Here is a 22,044-nt window from a genome sequence, read left to right as displayed (position 1 = left end):
TCACCGTACTCCCCAACATCTCTGAAATAAGCAATCCTTGATTCAGGTAATTCTTCAATAGTTATTTTCAAATTTTAGTCCTCCTTTCTTAGATAAGGTAATTCGATTTAAAATGTTTTTCAAGTTATTTTTTAGAAATATTCTGATTATAATATAGTTTAATTAAGCCATTAGCCACTGTATATTCCGAAGATCCATAAAAAAAAGAAGAGATTACCTCAAAAGGTCTCTTCTTCTTGTTTTTTGGTATATTAAATAATGTATAGACAATACTGAATAAAAATTTGTATAGAAAGAAGGTGATTCCATGCCAACTAACAACAAACCCAATAGACTAATCGCTGAGAAGTCTCCTTACTTACTTCAACACGCTCACAATCCTGTTGACTGGCACCCGTGGGGAGAAGAAGCCTTCAACAAAGCAAAAAAAGAAAACAAACCGATATTGGTAAGTATTGGATGCAGCTGTTGTCATTGGTGCCATAACAGACACCACTAGATTTAATTTTTAATTTAAAACGCATCTAACACATCTTTTTCCTTCGTCAAACTTTCAAATCTTGATTCTCCATTTACATACCAAATATTAAAATAAGTATTTGAACAGAATGATACATAAATGGTTAATTTTACAGATAGTGCAAAAGACCCTATAATAGAAGTGTCAAAGAGAAATGGGGGAGAATAATGAATACACAACATCCAGATGATATTATTGAGAAAGCAAAAGATTTTTTTAGAAACGAAATAGCAAAAAGTCATCTTGCGAACACTTTAAAGTTGAAAGAATTGAAACATTTATCACTGAATCCATTTTTAGATAAGTACAGAGCTAACTTTTTAGCAGGGAATGATGATCCGAAAAACATTGCAAGAGCATTAGTTTATCCAAGAGTATTAGGCACATCTTTAAACACAACATTTGGAAACAAGTTGCAGAAATTCTGTAGTGACGTCTTGGATGGTTTCGCCTCAACTACATCTGGAATTGATATTGAATTCGTTGATAAGTTAGACGGCAATAGAAAGTACTGTCAAATAAAGGCTGGCCCCAATACAATTAATGCTGACGATGTTCCAACTATTAAAAATCACTTTTTAGGGATCAAAAATCTTGCTCGAACAAATAATTTGAGTATTGGATTTAATGACCTTGTTGTAGGTGTGTTTTATGGTTCCGATGATAAATTAAGTGGTCACTACAAAAAAATCAAAGAAGAATATCCAGTAATTGTAGGTGCTGAATTTTGGTATAGACTTACAGGTGAAGAAAACTTCTATAAGCGATTAACTGATGCAATAGGAGAAATTGCATCAGAGTTTGATGGATCAAAACATATAGAAGAAGTAATTGATAGTCTAGCCAAACAAATAGAAGAGGAATTAAACGAACAAGAGTCTTTGGAAGAATAGTAATGAAAACAGGGATGTATAGTTTTCATCCCTGTTAATTTTTCCACAGAAAAAGCAGAATGCTCATGTTAGCTGATTTAGTGTGCTAATTATAGATAAACCAATAGCTTTAGCCATATTTACTGGAACGGCATTCCCAATTTGCTTATAAGCATTGTTTGTTGAACAATCAAAATTCCATGAGTCAGGGAAACTTTGTATTCTAGCATATTCTCTTACTGTAAATGGTCTGGTTTCATCTGGATGACATCTTTCTGTTTGCTTTTGTGCGGGAGAGCAAGTTAAAGTCAGAGAAGGCTCATCCCAAGATAATCTTCTAGCCATCCCCGTTCTTCCACCACCTGAGTAATAACTTTTTCCCATGTATTCTTTCGCTATTTCGTCAGGAAGATCTCTCCAGTAGCCACCAGGAGGGACGAGATCTAAAACTCTTTTTTTCGATTCTGGATATTTTGCTCCCTCAGATTCTGGAACATTTTTTAGAACATCCTTTAATGTAAGCTCATATCCATAAGGTTGCGGGAAGAAATAATTCGCCTCGTATTTCTCTACTAAATCATTTCTAATACCAACTAATACTATTCTTTCCCTCTTCTGTGCTACATCATAATCTAATGCTCTTAAAACTTTCCATTTTACTGTGTAACCAATATCAGAGAATACTTTTAACATAAGAGCTAAAGTTCGACCATTATCATGATTAACTAACCCTCTTACATTTTCAGCTAAGAACATTTTCGGAAGTAACTGTTTTAAAACTTGGGCATAGTAATAAAACATTGTACCTCTCGCATCGGATAACCCCATTTTCTTTCCTGCATAACTAAACGCTTGACAAGGATAACCTCCAGATAGTAAGTCTAATTCTCCAATTGGAACATTTACAAAGTTTTTAATCCCTTCTTCAGCAACATCAATGATATCCTTCTCAATAACATTCCAATGAGGTCTATTTTTTCTCAAAGTCTGACAAGCATATTTATCAAACTCAACAAGACCTCTAGATTTAAATCCAGCTTGTTCTAGTCCTAATGCTAACCCACCAGCTCCAGCAAAAAGTTCTACTACTGAATAATCTTTATTAGCTTTAATATCTCTTATATCTAAAAACTCATTACCTTCAAAACTTGAAACATTTATTTCCTCATCTATATTAGAATCTATTAAATTATCCGTTCCATCTAGTGATAACTCCATTTGTTCAGAATCAATAATTTCTTCAAAATTCACATTTAATATTTCACATAATTTTAATGCATTTGACTTTATAGGATTGAAATTTGGTGACAACAGCATGGAAAGCTGATTTTTACTAATTCCTAGCTGCTCTGCTAATTGTTTTTGAGTTGAAATCCCATGTTTTTTCATATGTAATCTAACTTTATTTTTACTTATAGTATACAATTGAATAACCCTCCAATAGAGTTAAAAAAATATTTAACTTTTATAGGGTTATTATGATCGATTTTTAACTTTAAGTCAATAAAACAAATTTAAACTATTACAGTTTTTATTTGGTGTATAGAATCTTGTTGTGTGGGAAAAAAACCTGAATATTATATACATCACTGTGTTACTTTAGGATATGATAAATTTAACTAAGTATTGAAAGAAGGTGATCCCATGCCCACTAACAATAAACCCAATAGATTAATCGCTGAGAAGTCTCCTTATTTACTTCAACATGCTCATAACCCTGTGAATTGGTTCCCTTGGGGAGATGAAGCATTTGATAAAGCGAAACGCGAAAACAAACCTGTTCTCGTATCTATTGGGTATAGCTAGCTCGGGTAGCTACACGCACATGTCATTGGTGCCATGTCATGGCTCATGAAAGCTTCGAAGATGAAGAAGTTGCGAAGCTCCTGAATGAAAAATTCGTCTCTATTAAAGTGGACCGCGAGGAGCGGCCTGATGTGGATTCAATTTATATGACGATCTGCCAGATGATGACGGGGCAGGGCGGCTGGCCGCTGAACGTGTTTTTAACGCCTGATCAGAAGCCGTTTTATGCGGGTACATATTTTCCGAAGACGAGCAGGTTTAACCGGCCGGGATTTGTTGAGGTGGTGAAGCAGCTTTCCGATACTTTTGCGAACAACCGGGAACATGTTGGGGATATTGCTGAAAAAGCCGCCAACAACCTGAGAATCAAAGCGAAAAGCGATGCCGGCGATTCGCTCGGCGAAGACATGTTGAGACGGACGTATCAACAGCTGATCAACAGCTTCGATGCGGCGTACGGCGGTTTCGGAAGCGCACCGAAATTTCCGATCCCCCATATGCTGGCATTTCTGCTTCGCTATCATCAATACAGCGGCGAGGAGAACGCGCTGTACAGTGTGACGAAAACGTTGGACAGCATGGCGAACGGCGGCATTTACGATCATGTCGGCTACGGGTTCGCCCGCTATTCGACAGACGACGAATGGCTCGTTCCCCACTTTGAAAAAATGCTTTACGATAATGCTTTATTGCTGATCGCATATACTGAAGCCTATCAAATCACGAAAAACGAACGGTATAAACAGATTTCCGAGCAGATCATCACATTTGTCCGCCGCGAAATGACCGATGACAGAGGCGCTTTTTATTCAGCGCTTGATGCCGACACAGAAGGCGTGGAAGGCAAATATTATGTGTGGTCAAAAGACGAAGTCCTCGAAACGCTCGGGGATGAACTAGGCGAATTGTATTGCGCTGTTTACAACATCACGCAAGAAGGGAATTTTGAAGGCCACAATATCCCAAACTTGATCTACACCAGGCTGGAAAACATCAAGGATGAATTCGCGCTGACAGATGAAGAGCTTCAGAACAAGCTTGAAGAAGCGAGAATAAAACTTTTTGAAAAACGGCAGGAAAGAACGTATCCCCATGTCGACGACAAAGTGCTGACATCTTGGAACGCTCTGATGATCGCGGGTCTTGCCAAAGCGGCGAAAGTCTACAATGCGCCCGAATACTTGGAGATGGCGCGAGCTGCAGTCGCGTTCATCGAGAATAAATTGATTCAAGACGGACGCGTCATGGTCCGCTACCGTGACGGCGAGGTGAAACATAAAGGGTTTATCGATGACTACGCCTTCCTGCTGTGGGCCTACATCGAATTGTATGAAGCATCACTTGATTTAACCGATTTGCGAAAAGCCAAAAAACTCGCAGAGGACATGACGGGGCTGTTCTGGGATGAAGAGCACGGGGGTTTTTATTTTACGGGAAGCGATGCCGAGGCTTTGATCGTGCGTGATAAAGAAGTATACGACGGCGCCCTCCCGTCCGGAAACGGCGTCCTGGCCGTGCAGCTGTCCCGGCTTGGTCGGTTGACCGGCGATTTAACGCTCCATGATCAAGCGGCAAAAATGTTTTCTGCATTCAATGGAGATGTCTCCTCTTATCCGAGCGGCCATACAAACTTTCTCCAAGGCCTGTTGAGCCATGTCATGCCGCAAAAAGAAATCGTTGTGCTCGGAAAGCGCCATGACCCGGACAGACAGAAGATCGTAAGCACTTTGCAGCAGGCTTTCCAGCTGAATTACGCCGTCCTCGCCGCAGAATCGCCTGACGATTTCAAAGGGATTGCCGACTTTGCGGCCGAATACAAAGCAGTCGATAACAAAACGACTGTCTATATTTGTGAAAACTTCGCCTGCAGACAGCCGACCACGAATATAGACGAAGCGCTCGATCAGTTGGTTTAAACGGATGCCATCATGGGAATAACATCTGCAAACACCTAATCAGAAAGGGGTTATGACCATGAAGCAAAAGAATCTGATCTCAGGTCTCGCCGTTGCCGCCGGAGTCACCGCATATATGCTCAAAGACGAAACAAGAAGACAAAAACTGAAATCGTACTTGCAAAGCGTCAAAGAAAAGATCCCTTACTTTTCGGAAAAACACAACGTAGATTCATTCCCGGTTGAAAAAGCAGGCCATCCGTCTCCGCATGATATCGAAGATAACAAAATGGTATCGGAAGGATCCATGTACCCTGTTCAATACTACGATGAAAAGAAAAAATAGCGATGCATGAGCTGTCATATTTATGGCAGCTTTTCTGCTGCCGTTGTAAAAACTGCAAGCGGATGATAGATATCAAAATCCAAAAATAAAAGCCGCCCGTCGGCAGCCTCTTCAAACCTTATATTTTATTTTCATAGCAATAATGATTGACAAGCTCTTCAATTAAATCATGTTCTGGAAACTCTCCGTGAAACTCAAAGGGAATCTCCTCGACAAACCGGCCGCGCCGGTATACATGGATGGCGCCGTTTTGTCTGGTCACGCTGTATTCCGGTTCAAACGTGTATCCGTTCCGCTCTATTGCACCCATTGTTCATGCCCGCCTTTCAAAACAACAGTTCATACACTTCGTTTAATTCTCTTGTTCGTTTATGGTCCTGTTCATTCAGCGCATATTTCATCTCATGTTCAAGCACTTGATTCAGAAATTCCATTTCCCGCTCCTCCAAGTGCTCGACAAACTCTTCTTCATTGGCATATCGCCTGGAAACGATTTTTCTGTAAATGTTTTGTCCTATGCCGTGTTCAAGGTGATTCGACAGTGACTCACGGAGGTAGCCCAATGTTGTGTCCATGATTCAATCTCCTTTTTTACCTTATAGGTTGGGTGAATTCTTGATGATTCATGCATGAGCGGCCTAAATTTTCAATAAGAAAAAGGCGATACACCATGATGCTGTGCAGATAAAAACTTTCTCCTTCCCAGATGGTAGGCACCTAGAGCGAAGAAGACTGAACACGCAGCAATGAGAAAGACGGCTTTTCCCCCGTACAAGGCAAGCATCATTCCCCCCAGCCAAGGCCCTAAAAATTCACCGATGTTGTATAAGTTTTGCATGCCGTAATACGCGCCCTTCATATGATCCGGAGCAAGCTCGTCCAAAAGGACATTCATTGAAGGAAAACATAAAATTTCGCCGATTGTCAGAACAAACATCGAAAGCATAAAAACAATCCAGCCATTTGCGACAGAAAAACCGACATTCCCCAACATGCAAAAAACGGTTCCAATTGATATTGTTGTTAAGGATTTATACTTCTCAAATAAACGGGTGAGCGGCACTTGTAAAAGGATGACCGTCACTGCGTTTAACGTAATTAAAGTCGAAAATATTTTAACTCCGTTTGCAAAGTCGTAATTTAAATACTGCAGCAAAGTACTTTCCATTTGCGAATAGCTGAACAAAAAAAGGATGCCGCCGGCTATGTAAAATCGAAGAGCCTTGTCTTGCTTTAACGTTTTCAAGACGGAACCTGCCTGAATTTTTTCAGAAGCGGTTTTTGTCTCTTTCACCGTGATCAGCCGAATCATCATCAAGCTTAAAAGTGCAGCATAGCCAAAATAGACAAGCCCTGTGATGATAAACGGCGTTCCGGTTTTGGCAAGACCGAAATAAGTGCCCAATAAAGGTCCGACAGCGGCTCCAATATTAATGGCCAAATACCGCAAAGAGAAAATGCGGAATCTCATCTCCCGTTCCGATAACTCAGCCATCAAAGCCTTTGACACAGGTTCAAAACACGAATGGCAAAGCCCGCTTAAAATATTTAGCAATAAAAACCACATGAAATCATGGACAAGTCCAAAAAGAATGAATACAAAGCTCCAAATGAAAATGGATGAAAGCATCACTTTTTTTCTGCCGATTTTATCTGAAAGCGCTCCTCCGACTACCCCTCCTACAGTGCTTGAAAAATAGCCGAAACCGATCACAAGCCCGATGGTTCCAAAATCGGCTCCCGTTTTCATATGAAGATAGAGTGCCAAAAACGGGGTTGTCATCGACTTAGCCGCCTTTGTGACAAGCGTGCCTATCAGCAAAAATCGGATCAACGGGTGAAGGCGGCTGAATGCTTTAAATTGCGCAAACATCCGAAGTCTTTTCCCATTCGGTATGATCATGAAACCACGTTGCAAGTCGGCTGATGCGGCCGCTTAATTCGGCTTCTGTGTGCCCGGTAATCAAACAGCCTGCTATTGCGTCTACACTGGAAGACGAGCCGTGGAACCTGTCTCCGGCTTGAGCGAAAATATTTTGTTTCGCTAGCCAGTCTGTAGCTGGTGCCGGCATGATTTCTTTCAGCACGCCGTCTTTTGGTGGAATCAACAGCCAGCCGCTTAGGCGGTGCGGATTGTTGTTCACCGCCGGAATATGAAAGTCCAGGCCGCATTGCGCTTTAACACACGCTTCATTGATATCAAAGCCGAAAGTCTGCGCAGTAGCTTCACGGACCATAGCGCCGCCGGTTCTGCTGGCCACTTCACAAAACACCAGTTCATCATCCGGTGTATGAAACACTTCAGCATGGAATGTTGTAATATCCGGAACAGGAAGGGCAGCAAGCGCTTTTTGAACAAAATCAGTCAACCGCCGGGTGAGCGGATTTTCCCGTTCAAGCTGGAGGCTGCCTAAAAACTGTTGTTCTTGAAAAGCCAAACATCCGTTGATATAACGCGACGGCCAGCTGAGGACAGTCTCTCCATCAAGGATCAGACCGTCTATATGATACATATCCCCTTCGATAAACGACTCAACCTCCAGATGATCAGGAAGACCTTTCGAAAGAAAATTCCACACGTCCTGCCGATCCCTTAAAACGGTTGTATCAACAGACCCCGATCCGCAAATAGGCTTAACGACCACAGGAAAACCGAAAGTTTGAACAAACGTATATAAGTCGGCCGCCGAGTCGATTTTCTTAAAGTCCGGAACCTTTACACCGGCTTTTCTGACCTGCTCTTTCATTAATATTTTGTTGCGGAACAACAGAGCGCTTTCGTAAGACTGCCCTTTTATACCCAAAAGCGACCTCAGCTTCCCCGCCCTCAACATATCAAATTCTGATGATGCAATAATCGTTTTAAAGTGATACGTTTCATTCAGCTCCAAAGCACGTATTTCGATGCATCCATTAACCGGATAATCGTCAAACGCTTCGATCACATCATAATTTCTGCATTCATCCGCACGATCGGTTGAAGTCAGCATGGCCACCGGTTCGTTCAATTCCTCCAGCCATACATCATACGGAGACTTGCAATAAGCTGTTTTATTTAGGATAAGCGTACTCATAGCCGTTTCTCCTTTCTTGTAAAACATGTTGTTCAACTTTATAATAGTAAAAGTATTTAGATAACTCTAATATATCTTTATTTGATATTGATAACTTTTATTTATAAATAGAGGTGTGAAATATGAATCTTCATGCACTGCGATTGTTCTATTCGGTCGCGGAAACAGGCAGCGTCACCCAAGCTGCCAAACAGCTAAACATCAGCCAGCCTGCCGTCACCTCCCAAATTAAGAAATTAGAACGCGAGATCGACTGTACCTTATTCGTTCCTAAAGGCAGGGGGATTCTGCTGACACAGTCCGGCGCAGAGCTTGCAAAACAGGCAAAGCGGCTGTTTTCACTTGAAAAAGAAATTGAATTGTACGTGGAACAGTTAAGGGAAGGGTCAATTGGAAAACTGCGTATTGCCGCCACCTTCCTCCCCGCCAATTATTTGCTGCCAAGATGGCTCAGCCGCTATAAACAGCAATTTCCCAAGACAGAAGTTGAAATCACGACAACGAACTTTCAAAAAGCTTGTGAACAGCTGATCAACTATGAAGCGGACATTGGCCTGATCGGCGGGACAACGGAATTCGATCCTTTCATAAAAGGGACGCTGCTTTTAGAAGATGACATGCTGTTTGTCGTCAATAAAAATCATAGGCTTGCATCACAGTACACGACATTGGAAGAAGTGGTGAAAGAACCGTTTATCTTTCGTGAAGAAGGAAGTCTTTCCCGGGAGAAATTAATTTCTTTATGCACATTGCATCATGTCGACAAACCCAGAATAGGTATACAAATAAACGGATTGAATGAAACGATCAGAACGGTTATGGAAGGTTATGGAGTCGCTTTCACATCCTCTCTTGAAGTAAACGAATATATTGACCGGGGAGATATAGCGCGGGTTCATGTCAAACAAGTCGATTTAAAAAATCCTATTTCATTATGCATTAGAAGAGATGATCACCTTGCTCCTTCCGCCAGCAACTTTATTCAAATGATTCAAACGGCTTCGTATAGGCCTTAGCCGGCAAATGAAGAAACGGGTTAAAGCGCTTTAAAGGAGAGGATCATAAACAAAAAAAGCTCTCGCAAAAAGCGAGAGCTTTCTTTATGATTTGATCCAGTCAAGCATCACGTTCACGATCTCCTCCTGCTGTTTAACAGCTGGGATCTTCGCGGGACGATCCCCCCTTTGTTCGCCGTACATACCAAATTGGGCGTGGTTTCCCCCTTTGATTTCCTCAAACACTGTTGTATCAGGCAGGTTCTTTCCGGAGGCTGCTGTTTTTTCTTGAGTTGAAAGGCCATCGCGTTCACCTGATATAGAAAGAACACGGTACGGCGCACTTTTTATCGATTGTGAATCAGAAGGATAGGAGGCGAGAAAATAAAGCCCGTCAATCTTATCTGGATGCTTTTTGGCGTACATGGCTGCTGCCGCACCTCCTAAAGAATGTCCCCCGAGATACCAATGATCAATATTACTGTTATCTGTTATCATTCTTTCTGCTTGATTCGGATTGAATATGGCCAAAGAAAAAGGCATGCGCGGGATAAAGACACTGTAACCATTTTGTTTCAGCTTTTCGCCGATGTAAGCATAAGCAAGCGGTTCAACTTTTGCCCCAGGATATAAAATGATCCCGGTATTTGCCCCATCCGCTTGAAAAGTGTAAACACCGTTTTTACTTTCGACTTGATCAAGGTTGATCATCTTTTTGAGTTTGTTTGATGGTTCATATGTGAAACGGCTCCACACAAAAAACGCGCTGAATAACAGAACAAAAACTGCGACTAACGAAAAAACCGCAGTTTTCAAAACCTTTCTTCGTTGCATGTTTCACCAGGCTTCCTCTGCTTGGTTTTAATTTAGCTCCCGGAAAATCCACCGCAACTCGGCCGTCGGAAGTTCAGCTTCCGCATCCTCCCTGTTGCAGTTTGCAGACAAAGGTAATGGAAAACCGATTTACTCGTATCGGCAGCAATCAGGCCGAAGGTACTTTTCCATGATTTAAAATGTGCTGGAGTTCATTAAGCCTTTGAATTTGATAAGTCGGCTCAATGTCCGTATGATTCGCTGACATGTCTGGATTCATCCAGCATGTATCCAATCCGGCCAGCCGCCCCCCTTTTATGTCCGCTGTCAATGAATCCCCGATGATCAGCCCTTGATCGGCAGAAAAATGAGGAATTCGTTCAAAAACGTAATCAAAGTATTCTTTCATCGGTTTTTGAAAACCGGTGTCCTCTGAAACAAAAATCCCTTTAAACATCGGGTATAATCCCGAAGCTTGCAGACGCTTATACTGCGTTTTTGAAATACCGTTCGTCACGATATATAAATCATATTGATCCTGCAGGCTTTCAATTAATTCAAAAGCGCCGTCTATCAGTTGATGCCCTTCTTCAAGGAAGCTGCGATACTTCTCCTCAAGCAAAACGCCGTCAGCCTCTAGACCATATTCTTTGAATAAAAGGGAAAAACGCGTATTGACCACTTGGCCGCGGTCTATCTCCCCTTTTTCAAACGCCCTCCATAAACCTTGATTGATACGTCTATAATTCGCTTCTATTTCAGCTGTTAAAGGAATTTGCTGTTCCTGAAAAAGCTTCCGCAGTGCTGACTTTTCCGCTGCACCGAAGTCTAATAGTGTGTCATCCACATCAAAAAATAAAGTACGATAATTTTTCACAGATGTTCCTCCATTTAGCTTTTTAACAGTCGATCTTGCTGTCCTCTATGGCCTCAAGCTCGTTTTTCAGCAAGCTCATCGTCTCTGCCTTTTCATTTTCTGTCTGAATGTCAAACGCCAGCTGCTCTGTAAACTCCCATATGTCCTCCAGTCTTCGCCTGATCTGATAAAACCGCAATGCGTTCTGATCAATTTCAAACCCTTTATGAGTCTCGCGATAAACCCGCAAAAACTCTTGTACATACGGTTGATTGGCAAAAAATATCAGATCCGCTTCAACAGGGGCCAATTTCAAGCCCTCCCAATCGATCAGAATCAATTCCCCGCCCGTTTTCATCATATTCCATCCATGAATATCTGTATGGCACAAAGCCAATCTTCTGTCGCTGCATTTCAAATCATCCGCCAGGGACAAGGCTGCCTCCATCATCTCGCGGATTGATCCGATGTAGGGTTGAATGAGTGGCGCCAGCTCACAAGGAAGGTGATCAAGCCATTGTTTCATCTCGCCTAAAAACGAAATATCATAGTTTTCTTTTATTCTTTCTGTCTTCACCGGGATCGTCTCGTCATATCGGTGCAGCTCCGCTATGATGCTGGCGAGCTTCTCCTCGCAGCCTTTGCCGAGCGGCCGGCCACCAATGGTTTCCCCGGCGATGTATTCATAAAGCACATAAACCGCATCATCATCTTCGCACTTGTATTCTCCATTTGTTGTTAAAAGCGGCACAGGCAGCTTCCCGCTGAGAGCGGTGCGGTCACTCAGCCACCTGAGAACAGGCATATAATCATCAATCAGAGCCGTCCATTTCGCTGTCGATGCCCTATTTTTATCATACACTTTTAGAAAGAAAGCGGCTTTTCCATCGGTTACTTGATAAGCGAGTGCTGTCCATCCCCCTTGCTCGGGAGAAATGTTCACACTGTCGATTCCATAATGGCCCTTCAATATTTTTTTAAGACTGAACATGGCGTTCACCTCCGCAAAAAACACACTCCCGGCTCACCTGCCGGGAGTGCGGCCATCATCTGATTAGTCAATTACCTTTGCATCAGGCTTCAGCTGCTGAACGCGTCTCACGTACTGTTTGACTTTCTCGGCTTCTGCGAAAAGATATTGTTCAGCCAGATGTTCAGCGACTGCTGCCGCTGTCTCTTCAAACAGATCCCACATCTTAAACAAACTGTTCCATACACGCTCATAACCAGCTGGCGGATATGTCTCCAAAAGCCTTTCCCACGTATTTCGATCAACATAGCGATCAAGAAACTTTGCATTCTTGCCTATGCTCAGCGAAAAGCCCGTTTCAAAACCGACCTTCCATTCGAGCATTTTCAGCAGCATGGCCCTGACGAGGTTTAAATGATCGAGTGCATAAAGAATTTCCTGCCGCCACAACCCTTTGGCCACATATGTCGACGTCCACCAAAATTCATTGCAGCAGTCGGCGAAGCATTGCGGGGACGGTTTTTGCACCCAATATTCCCGATCCGTCGGCGGCGGGATAACGGGCAGGTCCTGATCCTTATCGAGCAGGATCACGGTTAATCCGTCTTCCCGGCAGTATTCCAGCTTTTCTTCAAGAGGCACAAGAATCAAATCAATGCGGCTACCGTCAGTAAATAACATCAAATAAGAAAAGCGGTTGCCAAGCTCATTCGGAAACAGCTCCATCGCTTCCGGCGTCTGCATGATGATCCGCTCCCCAAAAACGTCAACCCAGCCCGGCTCATCAAGAAAAGACTGCATATCTGTTACAACATAGACCATATCATAATCGCGAAAAGGGTCTTTCGGAACATTCGGATTCGTCCGCGAACCGTTCATACCGACCGCTCTAACGCGGTCGTCCTCCCGTGCGACCTTCAGCACCAAATCGATGATTTCCTGCTCTGTACGCATGTATATCAACCTCCTCTTTTTAATGGTTATAGAAAAACTTGATGAGGAGGTCCGCGATTACGTGGTTATATGAAATGCTCAGGAAACGTCGTCATCAATATACCCTCCCTCTTTTAACGAATGGCTTTCAGATCGTCTTCAAGGCGATCCAGCTGTGAAGAAAAGCCTTCGGCCATCCCTTTATCATGATTTGTTGAAGATCTTCCTCTCAAGAAACTGTGAACGCGTTACCAGTTTACCTTTGGAGTTCTTCATATTTCTCCTCAACCACCATCTCCGGCATCTCGGGAACAGGATTCCCTTCCTCATCTGCCGAACATATCTTTTCATGGATGTCCTGATAAACGCCTTTACCAAAAGTTAATACGTCCATGAAATTACCCTGGGTCTGACTTGTGCACTCTATGCAATAATCCCATTCACCATTGAAAACCAAAAAAACAGCTTTCAGTTTTCCTCCCTTTGGCCGCCACCAGCAATTTAATATAACGAAAAAGTTCTTTTCCCAACAAAAAATTCCTATAAGCAGAGATCTTCACCTTAGAGGTTATGCTTAACCCGTCAACATCCTATTCAACATTAACAACTGCTGGGGTTACTTTTTTAAAGAATAAAACTCCGTCATACTGTTGAACCGGCTTGAAAGAAATACGCAAGCCTCCTCCCTCAAAAGCCTTCCACTTTTTCCCCCCCCACTTTGAAGCACATGGTATAAAAAAATTGGGATGGGGTGAATTGCTGAGCAGCCACTCCATGTGCTTTTTGTTAACTTTTTTGATAGGATGATCGCCTCCTTGGTTGTCACCCATTCTTCCTTCTCCCGCGTAAAGACCAATAACAAAACTGTCCTCTTTCATAAATTCCGGAAGGTTTTCTACAAATGATCGATATGGTGAAAACCGATTGACGCTGCTTTGTTTTTTGATGTGAAGGTTGTGAGCCCAAATGATAAATTTCTCATCAGGATAAACATGCTGAGATAAAAATTCAAGATTCTTCGCCATTAATTCATCACGATATTCAAACAATTTTGAAAAACCTTTTGTAAAATTCGCCTTAAAATAATTGAGTCTGTTTTTCATCGTCTGTAACACGACATCACGAAGCATAGCAGAGGGGAAAGTCTGTTTTTCAAGCTCCCTTATCAGTCCTTGGCCTATTCTTTCAATTTCTTCTACTGTTTTCCTAAAACGCCGCTTTAACATATAATCTTTATCGAGCATCTCATTTGTACGCGTATCAAATGTTACAAACGTTTTCCTGAGATCCCCTGTCAAATGCGAACGCATGTAGGAGGAAAAGTGCTTATCCATGCTCTGCTGAACATCAACGCCTGTTAAATGCAAAGGCTGCCGCTGTTGAGTTTCCTTCATATACTCAAACAAATCAAGCATAAATTCGTTTTGCCAAACTTTCCCGATGGAACCGGACATATTTTCTTTGGCACTAAGTTCTTCTGAAAGATAATTTCCTATGCTGCAATCTCCCAATTCACTTTCGAAAGCAAGAATACGAAATCCTAATTCCTGATGCAGATATTTGATCAAGCTTGCCTTCGCCTCAATATATTCTTTGACGCAATGGCTGCTTTCACCAAGAAATACAAATCTTTTATTTCGCAATATCTCTTTTAAGGAGCCGAATTTGTAACCATCAATCCCCCCAATATTAATCGACTCATCTCTTATTTCATCAAATAAATCATTCACTGTTTTAGCCTCCTCCCACAATCGCTTGGTCATTGTTTGAATTGTACAATTTGGTGTAAAACCCTTGGTTGCGAATCAATTGTAAATGGTTGCCCATCTCTTGAATCTCTCCGTCTTTTAGCACTAATATGAGATCTGCATCCTTAATCGTACTTAGCCTGTGAGCTATGACAATGCGCGTGCACTGATTGAACATCTAAATGAACCGGCCGAAAAAAGGTGTGAAAACCCTGCGCCAGCAAATGTTTTATTTACGAATCTTGACCAGCTGCCGCTCCTCAAAATAAAACATGCCTGCAATTTCATCCATGTATTTCTTTTTATCCAGCTTGACATGCTTGCCCAGCTGAAGAGCGTTTATATCAATGAAAAAGTCTAAGCGGTCGTCTTTTTCTCTGTCTTCCTCACCGTCCCAGCAAGAGTAAACTTCTATATCTTCACCCTCGGGCATATTTGAATTGATATAGCTGAATAGCGCCCTTATGTCATTTCCCGGTCTATGTAAACAGCCGGTCGCCTCATATACAAACGGCTTGCTGAATTTTGTTTTGACCATTTCGTACCCTTGATCAAGCTCAGCGATACTAATCAAACCTTCTTTTGTTTGGTCCTGGAAGCTCCCCAACGGAAGCTCCTGATCGGCTGCAATAAAATGGTGGAGTGTCAACTGTCTTCCCTCTTCTTTCCTGTATAAAAAAAGAACCCTATTAAAGGGTTCTTCAAATGGCTCATTTTTCCTGCTTAGCAGTTGTTTCCGTCAAGGTCGCACTGCAAGCCGTCAACAGGTTTTTGTTTGCTTTCTTTTTCGATCACCTGTTCAAACACTTCCCTTGCCGCGGCCCCGGCGATCCGTTCATTGCCAATGATAAATGTCGGAACGGCCGTGATGCCGGCTTCTTCGTAAGCGTGTTGGAGCGCCGTCCGCTGCACGTCCTGATATGTTCTGGAGTTTAAAGCTTCTTTAAAAGCCTGCTCATCCAGTCCGGCTTCTTTAGCCAGCGCTGTTAATACGTCGATGTCGCCAATATTTTGATCTTCCTGGAAAAAGGCTTGATAAACCCGGTCATTGTACGCTTTCGCTTTACCGTGTTCTTTTGCAAAGTGATAGCCTTCATGAGCCAAATCTGTATAAGGATGCGGAGAGACATTCGGCAGCTTCATGTTGACGCCCCAAGCCTCGATTCGCGGCTTAATAGCGCCGTCCCACATTGCCAATTTTGATGGATCATTTAACGGATCAAGCTGCTCAGATGGACGCGGCCTCAGTTCGAATGGCAACCACTCGACTACCACATCTTTGCCTTCGATCGCTTTTTCGAATTGGTCTTTTCCGAGGAAACAGAATGGACAGACATAATCGGAGTATACTTTAATATTTATCGTCATGTTTTTCTTCCTTTCTTATATTCAATCAACCATATGTAACAATAATAGTTACAATCATCTCTCCTGTCAATCTTTTTAGCATGAAGCTAAAATCGGCAATGATCGGGAACTTTCTGCTGTTTAAATCGTAATATGATGAGTTACAGCTTGCGCCATCCACTTCTTTGACATTATATCGATAAGGAGTTTATCAAATGAAAACAGAAAACAACAATAGCATGAAACCGTTTTTCTCCATGATTCTCACATCCGGCGTACCCAGGCTGGCTTTAACCGTCGGTTTGACCGCAAGCCTCGTCACTACATTGGTCGGCCTGTCCATTCCGCTGTTGACAAGAGAAATGGTTGACGGCTTTTCCGCCAATTCGATCAATCTGGCCTTAGCGGGAATCCTTGCGCTCGTTTTTATCGTTCAAGCGGTCTGCGACGGGTTTTCGACCTATTTTCTTTCCTATGCCGGGCAAAAAGTGGTCGCTTCCCTGCGCGAGCGCATGTGGTTCAAGCTGCTGCGCCTGCCTGTCCGCTACTTTGACGAAAAGACGAGCGGTGAAACCGTCAGCCGTGTTGTCAATGACACCGGTATTGTTGAAAGCTTGATTTCCGACCATTTTCCGCAGTTTGTTTCCGGCATCATCACCATTGTCGGATCGGTAATCATTTTGCTGATCATGGATTGGAAAATGACACTGCTCATGCTGATCTCCGTTCCGATCACGACCTTCATCATGATCCCGCTCGGCATGAAAATGCAGCGAATCTCCAAAACGCTGCAGGATGAAACAGCTTCCTTCACAGGACATGTCCAGCAGACATTAAGCGAAATCAGATTAATGAAAGCATCAAACGCCGAGCATACAGAAAAAATGAAAGGGTTATCAGGCCTTTCGAAGCTCTTTCAATACGGCCTCAAGGAAGCCCGTATATTTGCGCTCGTCTCCCCGTTTATGCACCTTGTCATTATGATTGTGATCGTCGCCATCATCGGCTACGGCGGCATCCGCGTCTCTGAGGGGACGATGTCGGCAGGCTCGCTGATCGCCTTTTTGCTTTATCTGTTTCAAATCATCTTCCCGATCACATCGTTCACAATGTTTTTCACTCAGCTGCAAAAAGCAAAAGGAGCAACAGAGCGGATCATCGAGATTTTGCATACTGAAGAGGAAGAAGGCCAGGAAGGACTTGAGATGGATATCTCCAATCTGCCGATACGTGTCGAGAATGTATCTTTCTCTTACGGCGATGACGAGCCTGTCTTGCGGGAGGTATCTTTCGACGTCGATCCCGGGCAGATGATTGCATTTGTCGGTCCGAGCGGCGGCGGAAAAACGACGATGTTCGGCCTCTTGGAACGATTTTACGAACCGGACTCAGGGGCCATTAACATCGGGGAAACACCGATCAATAAGCTGTCGATGAAATCGTGGCGCAGCCAGATCGGCTACGTATCTCAAGACAGCCCGATGATGTCCGGCACCATCCGTGAGAACTTGTGCTACGGCTTGGATCACGCCGACAGCATTGACGATCAAGAACTGTGGAAAGTCGCGGAAATGGCGTATGCCGACACATTTATTAAACAATTTCCAGAGCAGCTTGATACGGAAGTCGGCGAACGCGGCGTCAAGCTGTCCGGCGGCCAGAGACAGCGGATCGCCATCGCCCGCGCCTTCCTGCGCGACCCGAAAATTTTAATGATGGACGAAGCGACAGCCAGCCTTGACAGCCAATCAGAAGCCATCGTCCAGCAGGCGCTTGCCCGCCTCATGGAAGGCCGCACCACCTTCGTCATCGCCCACCGGCTATCGACAATCGTGAACGCGGACCAAATTATATTTATCGAAAAAGGCGAGATTACAGGGCGGGGGCGGCACCACGAGCTGATTGCTTCGCATGCGCTGTATCGGGAGTTTGCTGAGCGGCAGTTGACGTGAACTTTTATGAAAGGAGGTCATTCACATGAACTTTCAACTCGAGGAAGCAATCGAAATCCTAGAGCGCACACCACAAACGTTGAGTCAGCTGCTGACCGGATTATCAAACCCCTGGATCAGCTGCGATGAAGGCGAAGACACGTGGAACGCCTTTGATGTCGTCGGCCATCTGATTGAAGGAGAAAAAAACAATTGGTTGCCGCGGATCAAAATGATCGTGACAAAAGGAGCAACGGAACCTTTTCCGACGTTCGACCGCTTCAGCCAGTTGAATCAAAACGACGGGAAAACGATGGAACAGCTGCTTAACGAATTTGCTGAAATCAGACGGGCGAATCTGAAAACATTGCGGCAGATCATTAATCCTGAAACCGACTTCGAACAAACGGGGGTGCACCCCGAATTCGGAATCGTTAAGCTGAGAGAGCAGATCTCAACATGGGTTGCCCACGATCTCACTCACATCTCGCAAATCGCAAGAGTGCTGGCGAAGCGGTATCAGGACGATGTCGGGCCTTGGAAGGCTTATTTGGGGATTTTAAACAGCTAAACGATACTCATTAACGTTGTTAGACTATAACAAACTTGGCGAACATATGGCTGAACCCATGATTTGTCATAGATTCCAAAACCCAGGGAACGGCATTTAATGTTAGGAAGTTCTTCTGGATATAAAAATTCCCCTTTGGCTGCCTACACCAAAGGGGCTTTCTCATTTTTACTGGTCTGACTATCCATGTTGTTTAAATATTCACTTTGCAACTGACCCATATGCACAATATCATGCCATACCCCTTCCCTGAAAAGCGCCTCCCGGCTGATTCCCTCATGGCTAAATCCTAGTTTCTCATATAAACGAATCGCTTTTTTATTGAATGAAAACACTCTAAGATAAACCCGGTGCAGATTCATTTCTAAAAATGCGTAGTTCAACAGCAAGGTCAAAGCTTCTCTTCCGTAGCCTTTACCCCAAAAATTCTTCTCTCCAATGTCGATAATACATTCAGCATTTCTGTTCTTATGATCAATATTTATTAATGATGTAATGCCAATCGTTTTTTCATTTACCCTCTCGAGAATCATATAGCTTTTGGCTGTGTTGGAGCCCAGAATCACTTGTTCAATAAAGTCTCTCGTTGCTTCAATGGAATAGATATCTAAAAAAGGATTTGTATTTCGCATCACTTCTATATCATTTCTCCATATATGATAAAGCTCTGCATCCTCTACCGTAACTTTTCTCAGCCTAACTTTGGAAGATTCGAATAGCATGACGATTCACTCCTTTTCCAGCGGGTTAATCATTTGTTCAAGAGAAAAAAGCAATACAGACAGTTGCTCCTTTACTTTTGTTTTTTCATTCCCCAATTGAAAGGTATCCAGCATTAAACCGTTAATGAACGAAATGAGGTATCGCGAAATCAATGATGGGGGCAGCTTAGGTTGACATTCACCCAGTTCCGCCCCTTTATGAATAGCTTCTTCAACAGCATCAGCTGTTTGCTGATAGCGTTCAGATATGTAAGGAAAATCACCTTTATTTTTCATAAACTTTGACGATAAGAAAAATTCGGCCCTAGCAAATATTAACGATTGATCGACTGCTTCAATTTGAGTCTGCATCTCTCCAATCCAGCGTTTAAATGCCGGCCACAACGGACCCTCATCTAAAAACAGATCAATTTGATCCTTATCGTCTAATTTAAGAACTTCCATAAAAATATGGTCAATATTATCAAAGTAATTATAAAGGGTTCCTCTGGAAACATTGGCCTCATCCATAATATCCTGCATCGTAGTGTGAATATAGCCGTTTTTTGTAAATACTTTTGTTGCCGCTTTTAAAAGTGTTCTTTTCTTTTCCTCCCTATATTCTTCATCGACTTTCGGAGCCATAAAGATGTCACCTTCCTTTTAGAACACAAACAAAAACTATACACATGTGTCATTTTTATATTCCAATTATAAATGACACGAGTGTATAGTTTCAACCTTAAAATTGAGAATGTTACGGCCTTAGCTTGGAAGAACATTCTTTACCCTATGTGTGTTAATACCCTCAACTAAACCATGGAACCTTCAAAGCTGATCAAGGCATCGTTATTGATTTATTTCTTTTAAATTCGAAGCCCTTTGATTAGCATGCGAACTGAAAGTCACCAAAACAACAACAATCGCAATCGTAACCTCCAGTGCCCCAAACCATGTAATAGAAGCCAGCGATATTTTTTCTACAAAAATCCCTCCGATTCCTGCACCTGCGGCCATGGCGAATTGCATCATCGATTGATTGATGCCGAGCAATACACCTGACAATTCCGGTTCGAGCGTCGCTAAGTGATATTGCTGTGTCGGGCCGGTAGACCATGCGGCAAACGACCATAATATGAGAATCAACAGTACTCCGACATAGGAATGGGTGACAAGCGACAGCAAAATCAGTGCGATGATATGCAGTGTCATCCCGCCAACGAGTGTAAAGGGAACGCCCCATTTATCGGTACTATATCCGCCAAACTTCGATCCAACCAAGCTGGCGATTCCAAATATAAGCAAAAAGCCGCTAAGCAAATTGCCGCTTATCCCTGAAACGGTCAGAAGGTAAGGAGACAAATAAGTATATGCAACGGAATATCCTCCGAGCCAGAAAAAAGTGACCGATAACCCCATTGCTACTTTCCGGTTCTTTAAAAGAGAAAGCTGTTGAAGCAAAGGAACGGGCTTATCGCCTTCAGTATGCGGCAAGATTAAGAATATAACAATCATTGCGATGAATCCCAATAAAGCAATTCCTCCAAATACAGACTTCCAGCCTAAAGCTTCTGCAGTCATTCTTCCGAGTGGTACACCTATGATCAAAGAAGCGGTAAACCCCATGACCACTGTAGCAATTGCACTGCCCTGCTTACCCGCCGGTGCGATTTTGGCGGCAATCGTTAATGCCGTGACCACAACCATGCCTGCCCCCAATGCCATAATGACCCGCGCTGCAACAAACCAGCCATAGCCAGGCAGGGTAAAGGCCAGAATATTTCCTATCACAAACAAACCGAGAGCATACATCATTAACTTGCGCCTATCCATACTTGCCGTCAACGCCATGAGAACCGGTGTGAAAACTGCATACACAAGTGAAAAGATCGTAATCAGCTGGCCCGCGGCAGCTAAAGTTATCCCGAGTGTGTGGGCGATCTGATCCAAAATCCCGGAAATAATATACTCTGAGGTCCCTACCAAAAAACTGATGATCGCTAAAATATAAATTTTCCAAGCACTAAACATAATCGTTCGCTCCTTCATCGCTTTATATATTTACATATCAAGAAATAACGATATGTAAATCAAAAAAATAAACACATCGGAATATGTCGATATGTATGGCGTAAAAATAAACACCTCTTGATGATGTTTATTTTTTGAATGCTCATATCTCTGTTTTAAGAAAGTCAGCAAGCTTTCTGATGGCCTCTTCGTCTCTTTTGTAGTACGTATACTTTCCGATTCGTTCCGCCTTAATCAAGCCGGCTCTTAAAAGAATGGCGAGATATTGGGAAGCCGTCGATTGCGTCATTTTCAATTTGTCTGTAATTTGGCTGACACATACCCCGATTGTGTTCATATCAATCCCTTCATGGGGTTCAAAATGACGATCAGGCTCCTTCAGCCATTGCAAAATTTGCAGCCTTGATTCATTTGATAAAGCTTTGAAAATTTCAATAGGTTCCATACCAATCATTATATCTTCATATCGCAAATTGTCAATATGTATGGTGCCCTTTTATCCTTCATATCATTTCCTGGCTGACAGTTCACTCCCGTTATTCAAAGAGTACATAAAAAAATCGTTGCCATTCAGTCAATCTTTGTGTATATTGTACATATTGTATATATTGTGTATAACCAAAAGAGGTTTTGAA

Annotated in this window: 24 protein-coding genes and 3 pseudogenes; 8 read left to right on the top strand and 19 right to left on the bottom strand. The window is 42.9% G+C overall.

Annotated features, from left to right (window positions below; translation table 11 throughout):
* Nucleotides 1-71, bottom strand: a pseudogene (locus tag ACH97_RS23480) (transcriptional regulator); the annotation flags it as partial.
* Between the two features lie 236 nt (nucleotides 72-307).
* Between ACH97_RS23480 and ACH97_RS23010 the strand changes: the two are divergent.
* Both ACH97_RS23010 and ACH97_RS15025 read left to right on the top strand, forming a co-directional pair.
* Nucleotides 308-496: pseudogene (locus tag ACH97_RS23010) on the top strand (DUF255 domain-containing protein); the annotation flags it as partial.
* A 191-nt stretch (nucleotides 497-687) separates the two neighbouring features.
* Nucleotides 688-1,413 carry a PmeII family type II restriction endonuclease gene (locus ACH97_RS15025; RefSeq protein ID WP_041351256.1) on the top strand — a complete coding sequence of 242 codons (726 nt, stop codon included), beginning with the start codon at nucleotides 688-690 and terminating at the stop codon, nucleotides 1,411-1,413.
* 63 nt (nucleotides 1,414-1,476) lie between these two features.
* On the opposite strand, the gene ACH97_RS15020 is transcribed toward ACH97_RS15025, so the two are convergent.
* Nucleotides 1,477-2,781: a DNA cytosine methyltransferase gene (locus tag ACH97_RS15020; RefSeq protein WP_052478213.1), complete on the bottom strand. Its 1,305-nt coding sequence runs from the start codon at nucleotides 2,779-2,781 to the stop codon at nucleotides 1,477-1,479.
* 255 nt (nucleotides 2,782-3,036) lie between these two features.
* Between ACH97_RS15020 and ACH97_RS23005 the strand changes: the two genes are divergently transcribed.
* The 3 genes from ACH97_RS23005 to ACH97_RS15010 are packed head-to-tail and all read left to right on the top strand — an operon-like array spanning nucleotide 3,037 to nucleotide 5,439.
* Nucleotides 3,037-3,198: a DUF255 domain-containing protein gene (locus ACH97_RS23005; RefSeq protein WP_080316903.1), complete on the top strand. Its 162-nt coding sequence runs from the start codon at nucleotides 3,037-3,039 to the stop codon at nucleotides 3,196-3,198.
* A 38-nt stretch (nucleotides 3,199-3,236) separates the two neighbouring features.
* On the top strand, nucleotides 3,237-5,114 hold the full coding sequence (locus tag ACH97_RS15015) for a thioredoxin domain-containing protein (RefSeq protein WP_048350190.1): 1,878 nt from the start codon (nucleotides 3,237-3,239) through the stop codon (nucleotides 5,112-5,114).
* Between the two features lie 58 nt (nucleotides 5,115-5,172).
* Nucleotides 5,173-5,439 carry a hypothetical protein gene (locus tag ACH97_RS15010; protein WP_020449946.1) on the top strand — a complete coding sequence of 89 codons (267 nt, stop codon included), beginning with the start codon at nucleotides 5,173-5,175 and terminating at the stop codon, nucleotides 5,437-5,439.
* A 118-nt stretch (nucleotides 5,440-5,557) separates the two neighbouring features.
* On the opposite strand, the gene ACH97_RS15005 is transcribed toward ACH97_RS15010, so the two are convergent.
* The 4 genes from ACH97_RS15005 to ACH97_RS14990 form a co-directional block, all read right to left on the bottom strand.
* Complete coding sequence (locus ACH97_RS15005; protein WP_003178500.1) at nucleotides 5,558-5,749, bottom strand: YbxH family protein; 192 nt, start codon at nucleotides 5,747-5,749, stop codon at nucleotides 5,558-5,560.
* Between the two features lie 16 nt (nucleotides 5,750-5,765).
* The gene (locus ACH97_RS15000) at nucleotides 5,766-6,014 is read right to left on the bottom strand and encodes a hypothetical protein (RefSeq protein ID WP_020449945.1); all 249 of its coding nucleotides are present in this window, start codon (nucleotides 6,012-6,014) and stop codon (nucleotides 5,766-5,768) included.
* Between the two features lie 71 nt (nucleotides 6,015-6,085).
* Nucleotides 6,086-7,312, bottom strand: a complete 1,227-nt coding sequence (locus ACH97_RS14995) for an MDR family MFS transporter (protein ID WP_020449944.1) — start codon at nucleotides 7,310-7,312, stop codon at nucleotides 6,086-6,088.
* Nucleotides 7,296-8,513, bottom strand: a complete 1,218-nt coding sequence (locus ACH97_RS14990; RefSeq protein ID WP_020449943.1) for an ATP-grasp domain-containing protein — start codon at nucleotides 8,511-8,513, stop codon at nucleotides 7,296-7,298. Before ACH97_RS14990 ends, ACH97_RS14995 begins: the two co-directional genes overlap by 17 nt.
* A 122-nt stretch (nucleotides 8,514-8,635) precedes the next feature.
* Here ACH97_RS14990 and ACH97_RS14985 point away from each other — a divergent pair, with 122 nt between their 5' ends.
* Entirely contained in the window at nucleotides 8,636-9,529 is an 894-nt protein-coding gene (locus ACH97_RS14985) for a LysR family transcriptional regulator (RefSeq protein ID WP_020449942.1), read from the top strand.
* A gap of 84 nt (nucleotides 9,530-9,613) precedes the next feature.
* On the opposite strand, the gene ACH97_RS14980 is transcribed toward ACH97_RS14985, so the two are convergent.
* From ACH97_RS14980 to ACH97_RS14945, 9 genes and pseudogenes are all read right to left on the bottom strand, one after another.
* Nucleotides 9,614-10,342, bottom strand: a complete 729-nt coding sequence (locus ACH97_RS14980; protein WP_020449941.1) for an alpha/beta fold hydrolase — start codon at nucleotides 10,340-10,342, stop codon at nucleotides 9,614-9,616.
* A 148-nt stretch (nucleotides 10,343-10,490) separates the two neighbouring features.
* Nucleotides 10,491-11,198: a YjjG family noncanonical pyrimidine nucleotidase gene (locus tag ACH97_RS14975; protein ID WP_020449940.1), complete on the bottom strand. Its 708-nt coding sequence runs from the start codon at nucleotides 11,196-11,198 to the stop codon at nucleotides 10,491-10,493.
* Between the two features lie 22 nt (nucleotides 11,199-11,220).
* On the bottom strand, nucleotides 11,221-12,168 hold the full coding sequence (locus ACH97_RS14970) for an aminoglycoside phosphotransferase family protein (protein ID WP_020449939.1): 948 nt from the start codon (nucleotides 12,166-12,168) through the stop codon (nucleotides 11,221-11,223).
* A gap of 63 nt (nucleotides 12,169-12,231) precedes the next feature.
* The gene (locus ACH97_RS14965) at nucleotides 12,232-13,101 is read right to left on the bottom strand and encodes an aminoglycoside 6-adenylyltransferase (protein ID WP_020449938.1); all 870 of its coding nucleotides are present in this window, start codon (nucleotides 13,099-13,101) and stop codon (nucleotides 12,232-12,234) included.
* A gap of 235 nt (nucleotides 13,102-13,336) precedes the next feature.
* Nucleotides 13,337-13,474, bottom strand: coding sequence for a hypothetical protein (locus ACH97_RS14960; protein ID WP_153247060.1), 138 nt, complete (start codon nucleotides 13,472-13,474; stop codon nucleotides 13,337-13,339).
* Between the two features lie 196 nt (nucleotides 13,475-13,670).
* On the bottom strand, nucleotides 13,671-14,810 hold the full coding sequence (locus tag ACH97_RS14955; RefSeq protein ID WP_020449936.1) for an erythromycin esterase family protein: 1,140 nt from the start codon (nucleotides 14,808-14,810) through the stop codon (nucleotides 13,671-13,673).
* 4 nt (nucleotides 14,811-14,814) lie between these two features.
* Nucleotides 14,815-14,991: pseudogene (locus ACH97_RS24510) on the bottom strand (hypothetical protein); the annotation flags it as partial.
* A 66-nt stretch (nucleotides 14,992-15,057) separates the two neighbouring features.
* Nucleotides 15,058-15,477, bottom strand: coding sequence for a hypothetical protein (locus ACH97_RS14950; RefSeq protein WP_020449935.1), 420 nt, complete (start codon nucleotides 15,475-15,477; stop codon nucleotides 15,058-15,060).
* Nucleotides 15,478-15,551: 74 nt separating this feature from the next.
* Nucleotides 15,552-16,196 carry a DsbA family oxidoreductase gene (locus ACH97_RS14945; RefSeq protein ID WP_020449934.1) on the bottom strand — a complete coding sequence of 215 codons (645 nt, stop codon included), beginning with the start codon at nucleotides 16,194-16,196 and terminating at the stop codon, nucleotides 15,552-15,554.
* Between the two features lie 194 nt (nucleotides 16,197-16,390).
* Between ACH97_RS14945 and ACH97_RS14940 the strand changes: the two genes are divergently transcribed.
* A complete protein-coding gene (locus tag ACH97_RS14940; protein WP_020449933.1) occupies nucleotides 16,391-18,127 on the top strand; it encodes an ABC transporter ATP-binding protein in 1,737 nt (578 codons plus the stop codon).
* Between the two features lie 25 nt (nucleotides 18,128-18,152).
* A complete protein-coding gene (locus ACH97_RS14935; RefSeq protein ID WP_020449932.1) occupies nucleotides 18,153-18,677 on the top strand; it encodes a DinB family protein in 525 nt (174 codons plus the stop codon).
* 143 nt (nucleotides 18,678-18,820) lie between these two features.
* On the opposite strand, the gene ACH97_RS14930 is transcribed toward ACH97_RS14935, so the two are convergent.
* From ACH97_RS14930 to ACH97_RS14915, 4 genes are all read right to left on the bottom strand, one after another.
* Nucleotides 18,821-19,399, bottom strand: coding sequence for a GNAT family N-acetyltransferase (locus ACH97_RS14930; RefSeq protein WP_020449931.1), 579 nt, complete (start codon nucleotides 19,397-19,399; stop codon nucleotides 18,821-18,823).
* 6 nt (nucleotides 19,400-19,405) lie between these two features.
* Nucleotides 19,406-20,023 (bottom strand): TetR/AcrR family transcriptional regulator, encoded by a 618-nt coding sequence (locus ACH97_RS14925; RefSeq protein ID WP_020449930.1) that lies wholly within the window; start codon nucleotides 20,021-20,023, stop codon nucleotides 19,406-19,408.
* 204 nt (nucleotides 20,024-20,227) lie between these two features.
* Nucleotides 20,228-21,409 carry an MFS transporter gene (locus tag ACH97_RS14920; RefSeq protein ID WP_020449929.1) on the bottom strand — a complete coding sequence of 394 codons (1,182 nt, stop codon included), beginning with the start codon at nucleotides 21,407-21,409 and terminating at the stop codon, nucleotides 20,228-20,230.
* A gap of 142 nt (nucleotides 21,410-21,551) precedes the next feature.
* A complete protein-coding gene (locus ACH97_RS14915; RefSeq protein WP_041817139.1) occupies nucleotides 21,552-21,854 on the bottom strand; it encodes an ArsR/SmtB family transcription factor in 303 nt (100 codons plus the stop codon).
* Nucleotides 21,855-22,044: the final 190 nt, after the last annotated feature.

Origin of the sequence: Bacillus paralicheniformis, from assembly GCF_001042485.2 — a bacterium.
GTDB classification, from domain to species: domain Bacteria; phylum Bacillota; class Bacilli; order Bacillales; family Bacillaceae; genus Bacillus; species Bacillus paralicheniformis.
Note: the sequence above shows the minus strand (reverse complement) of the source record. Positions and strands in the feature narration are given on the sequence as shown.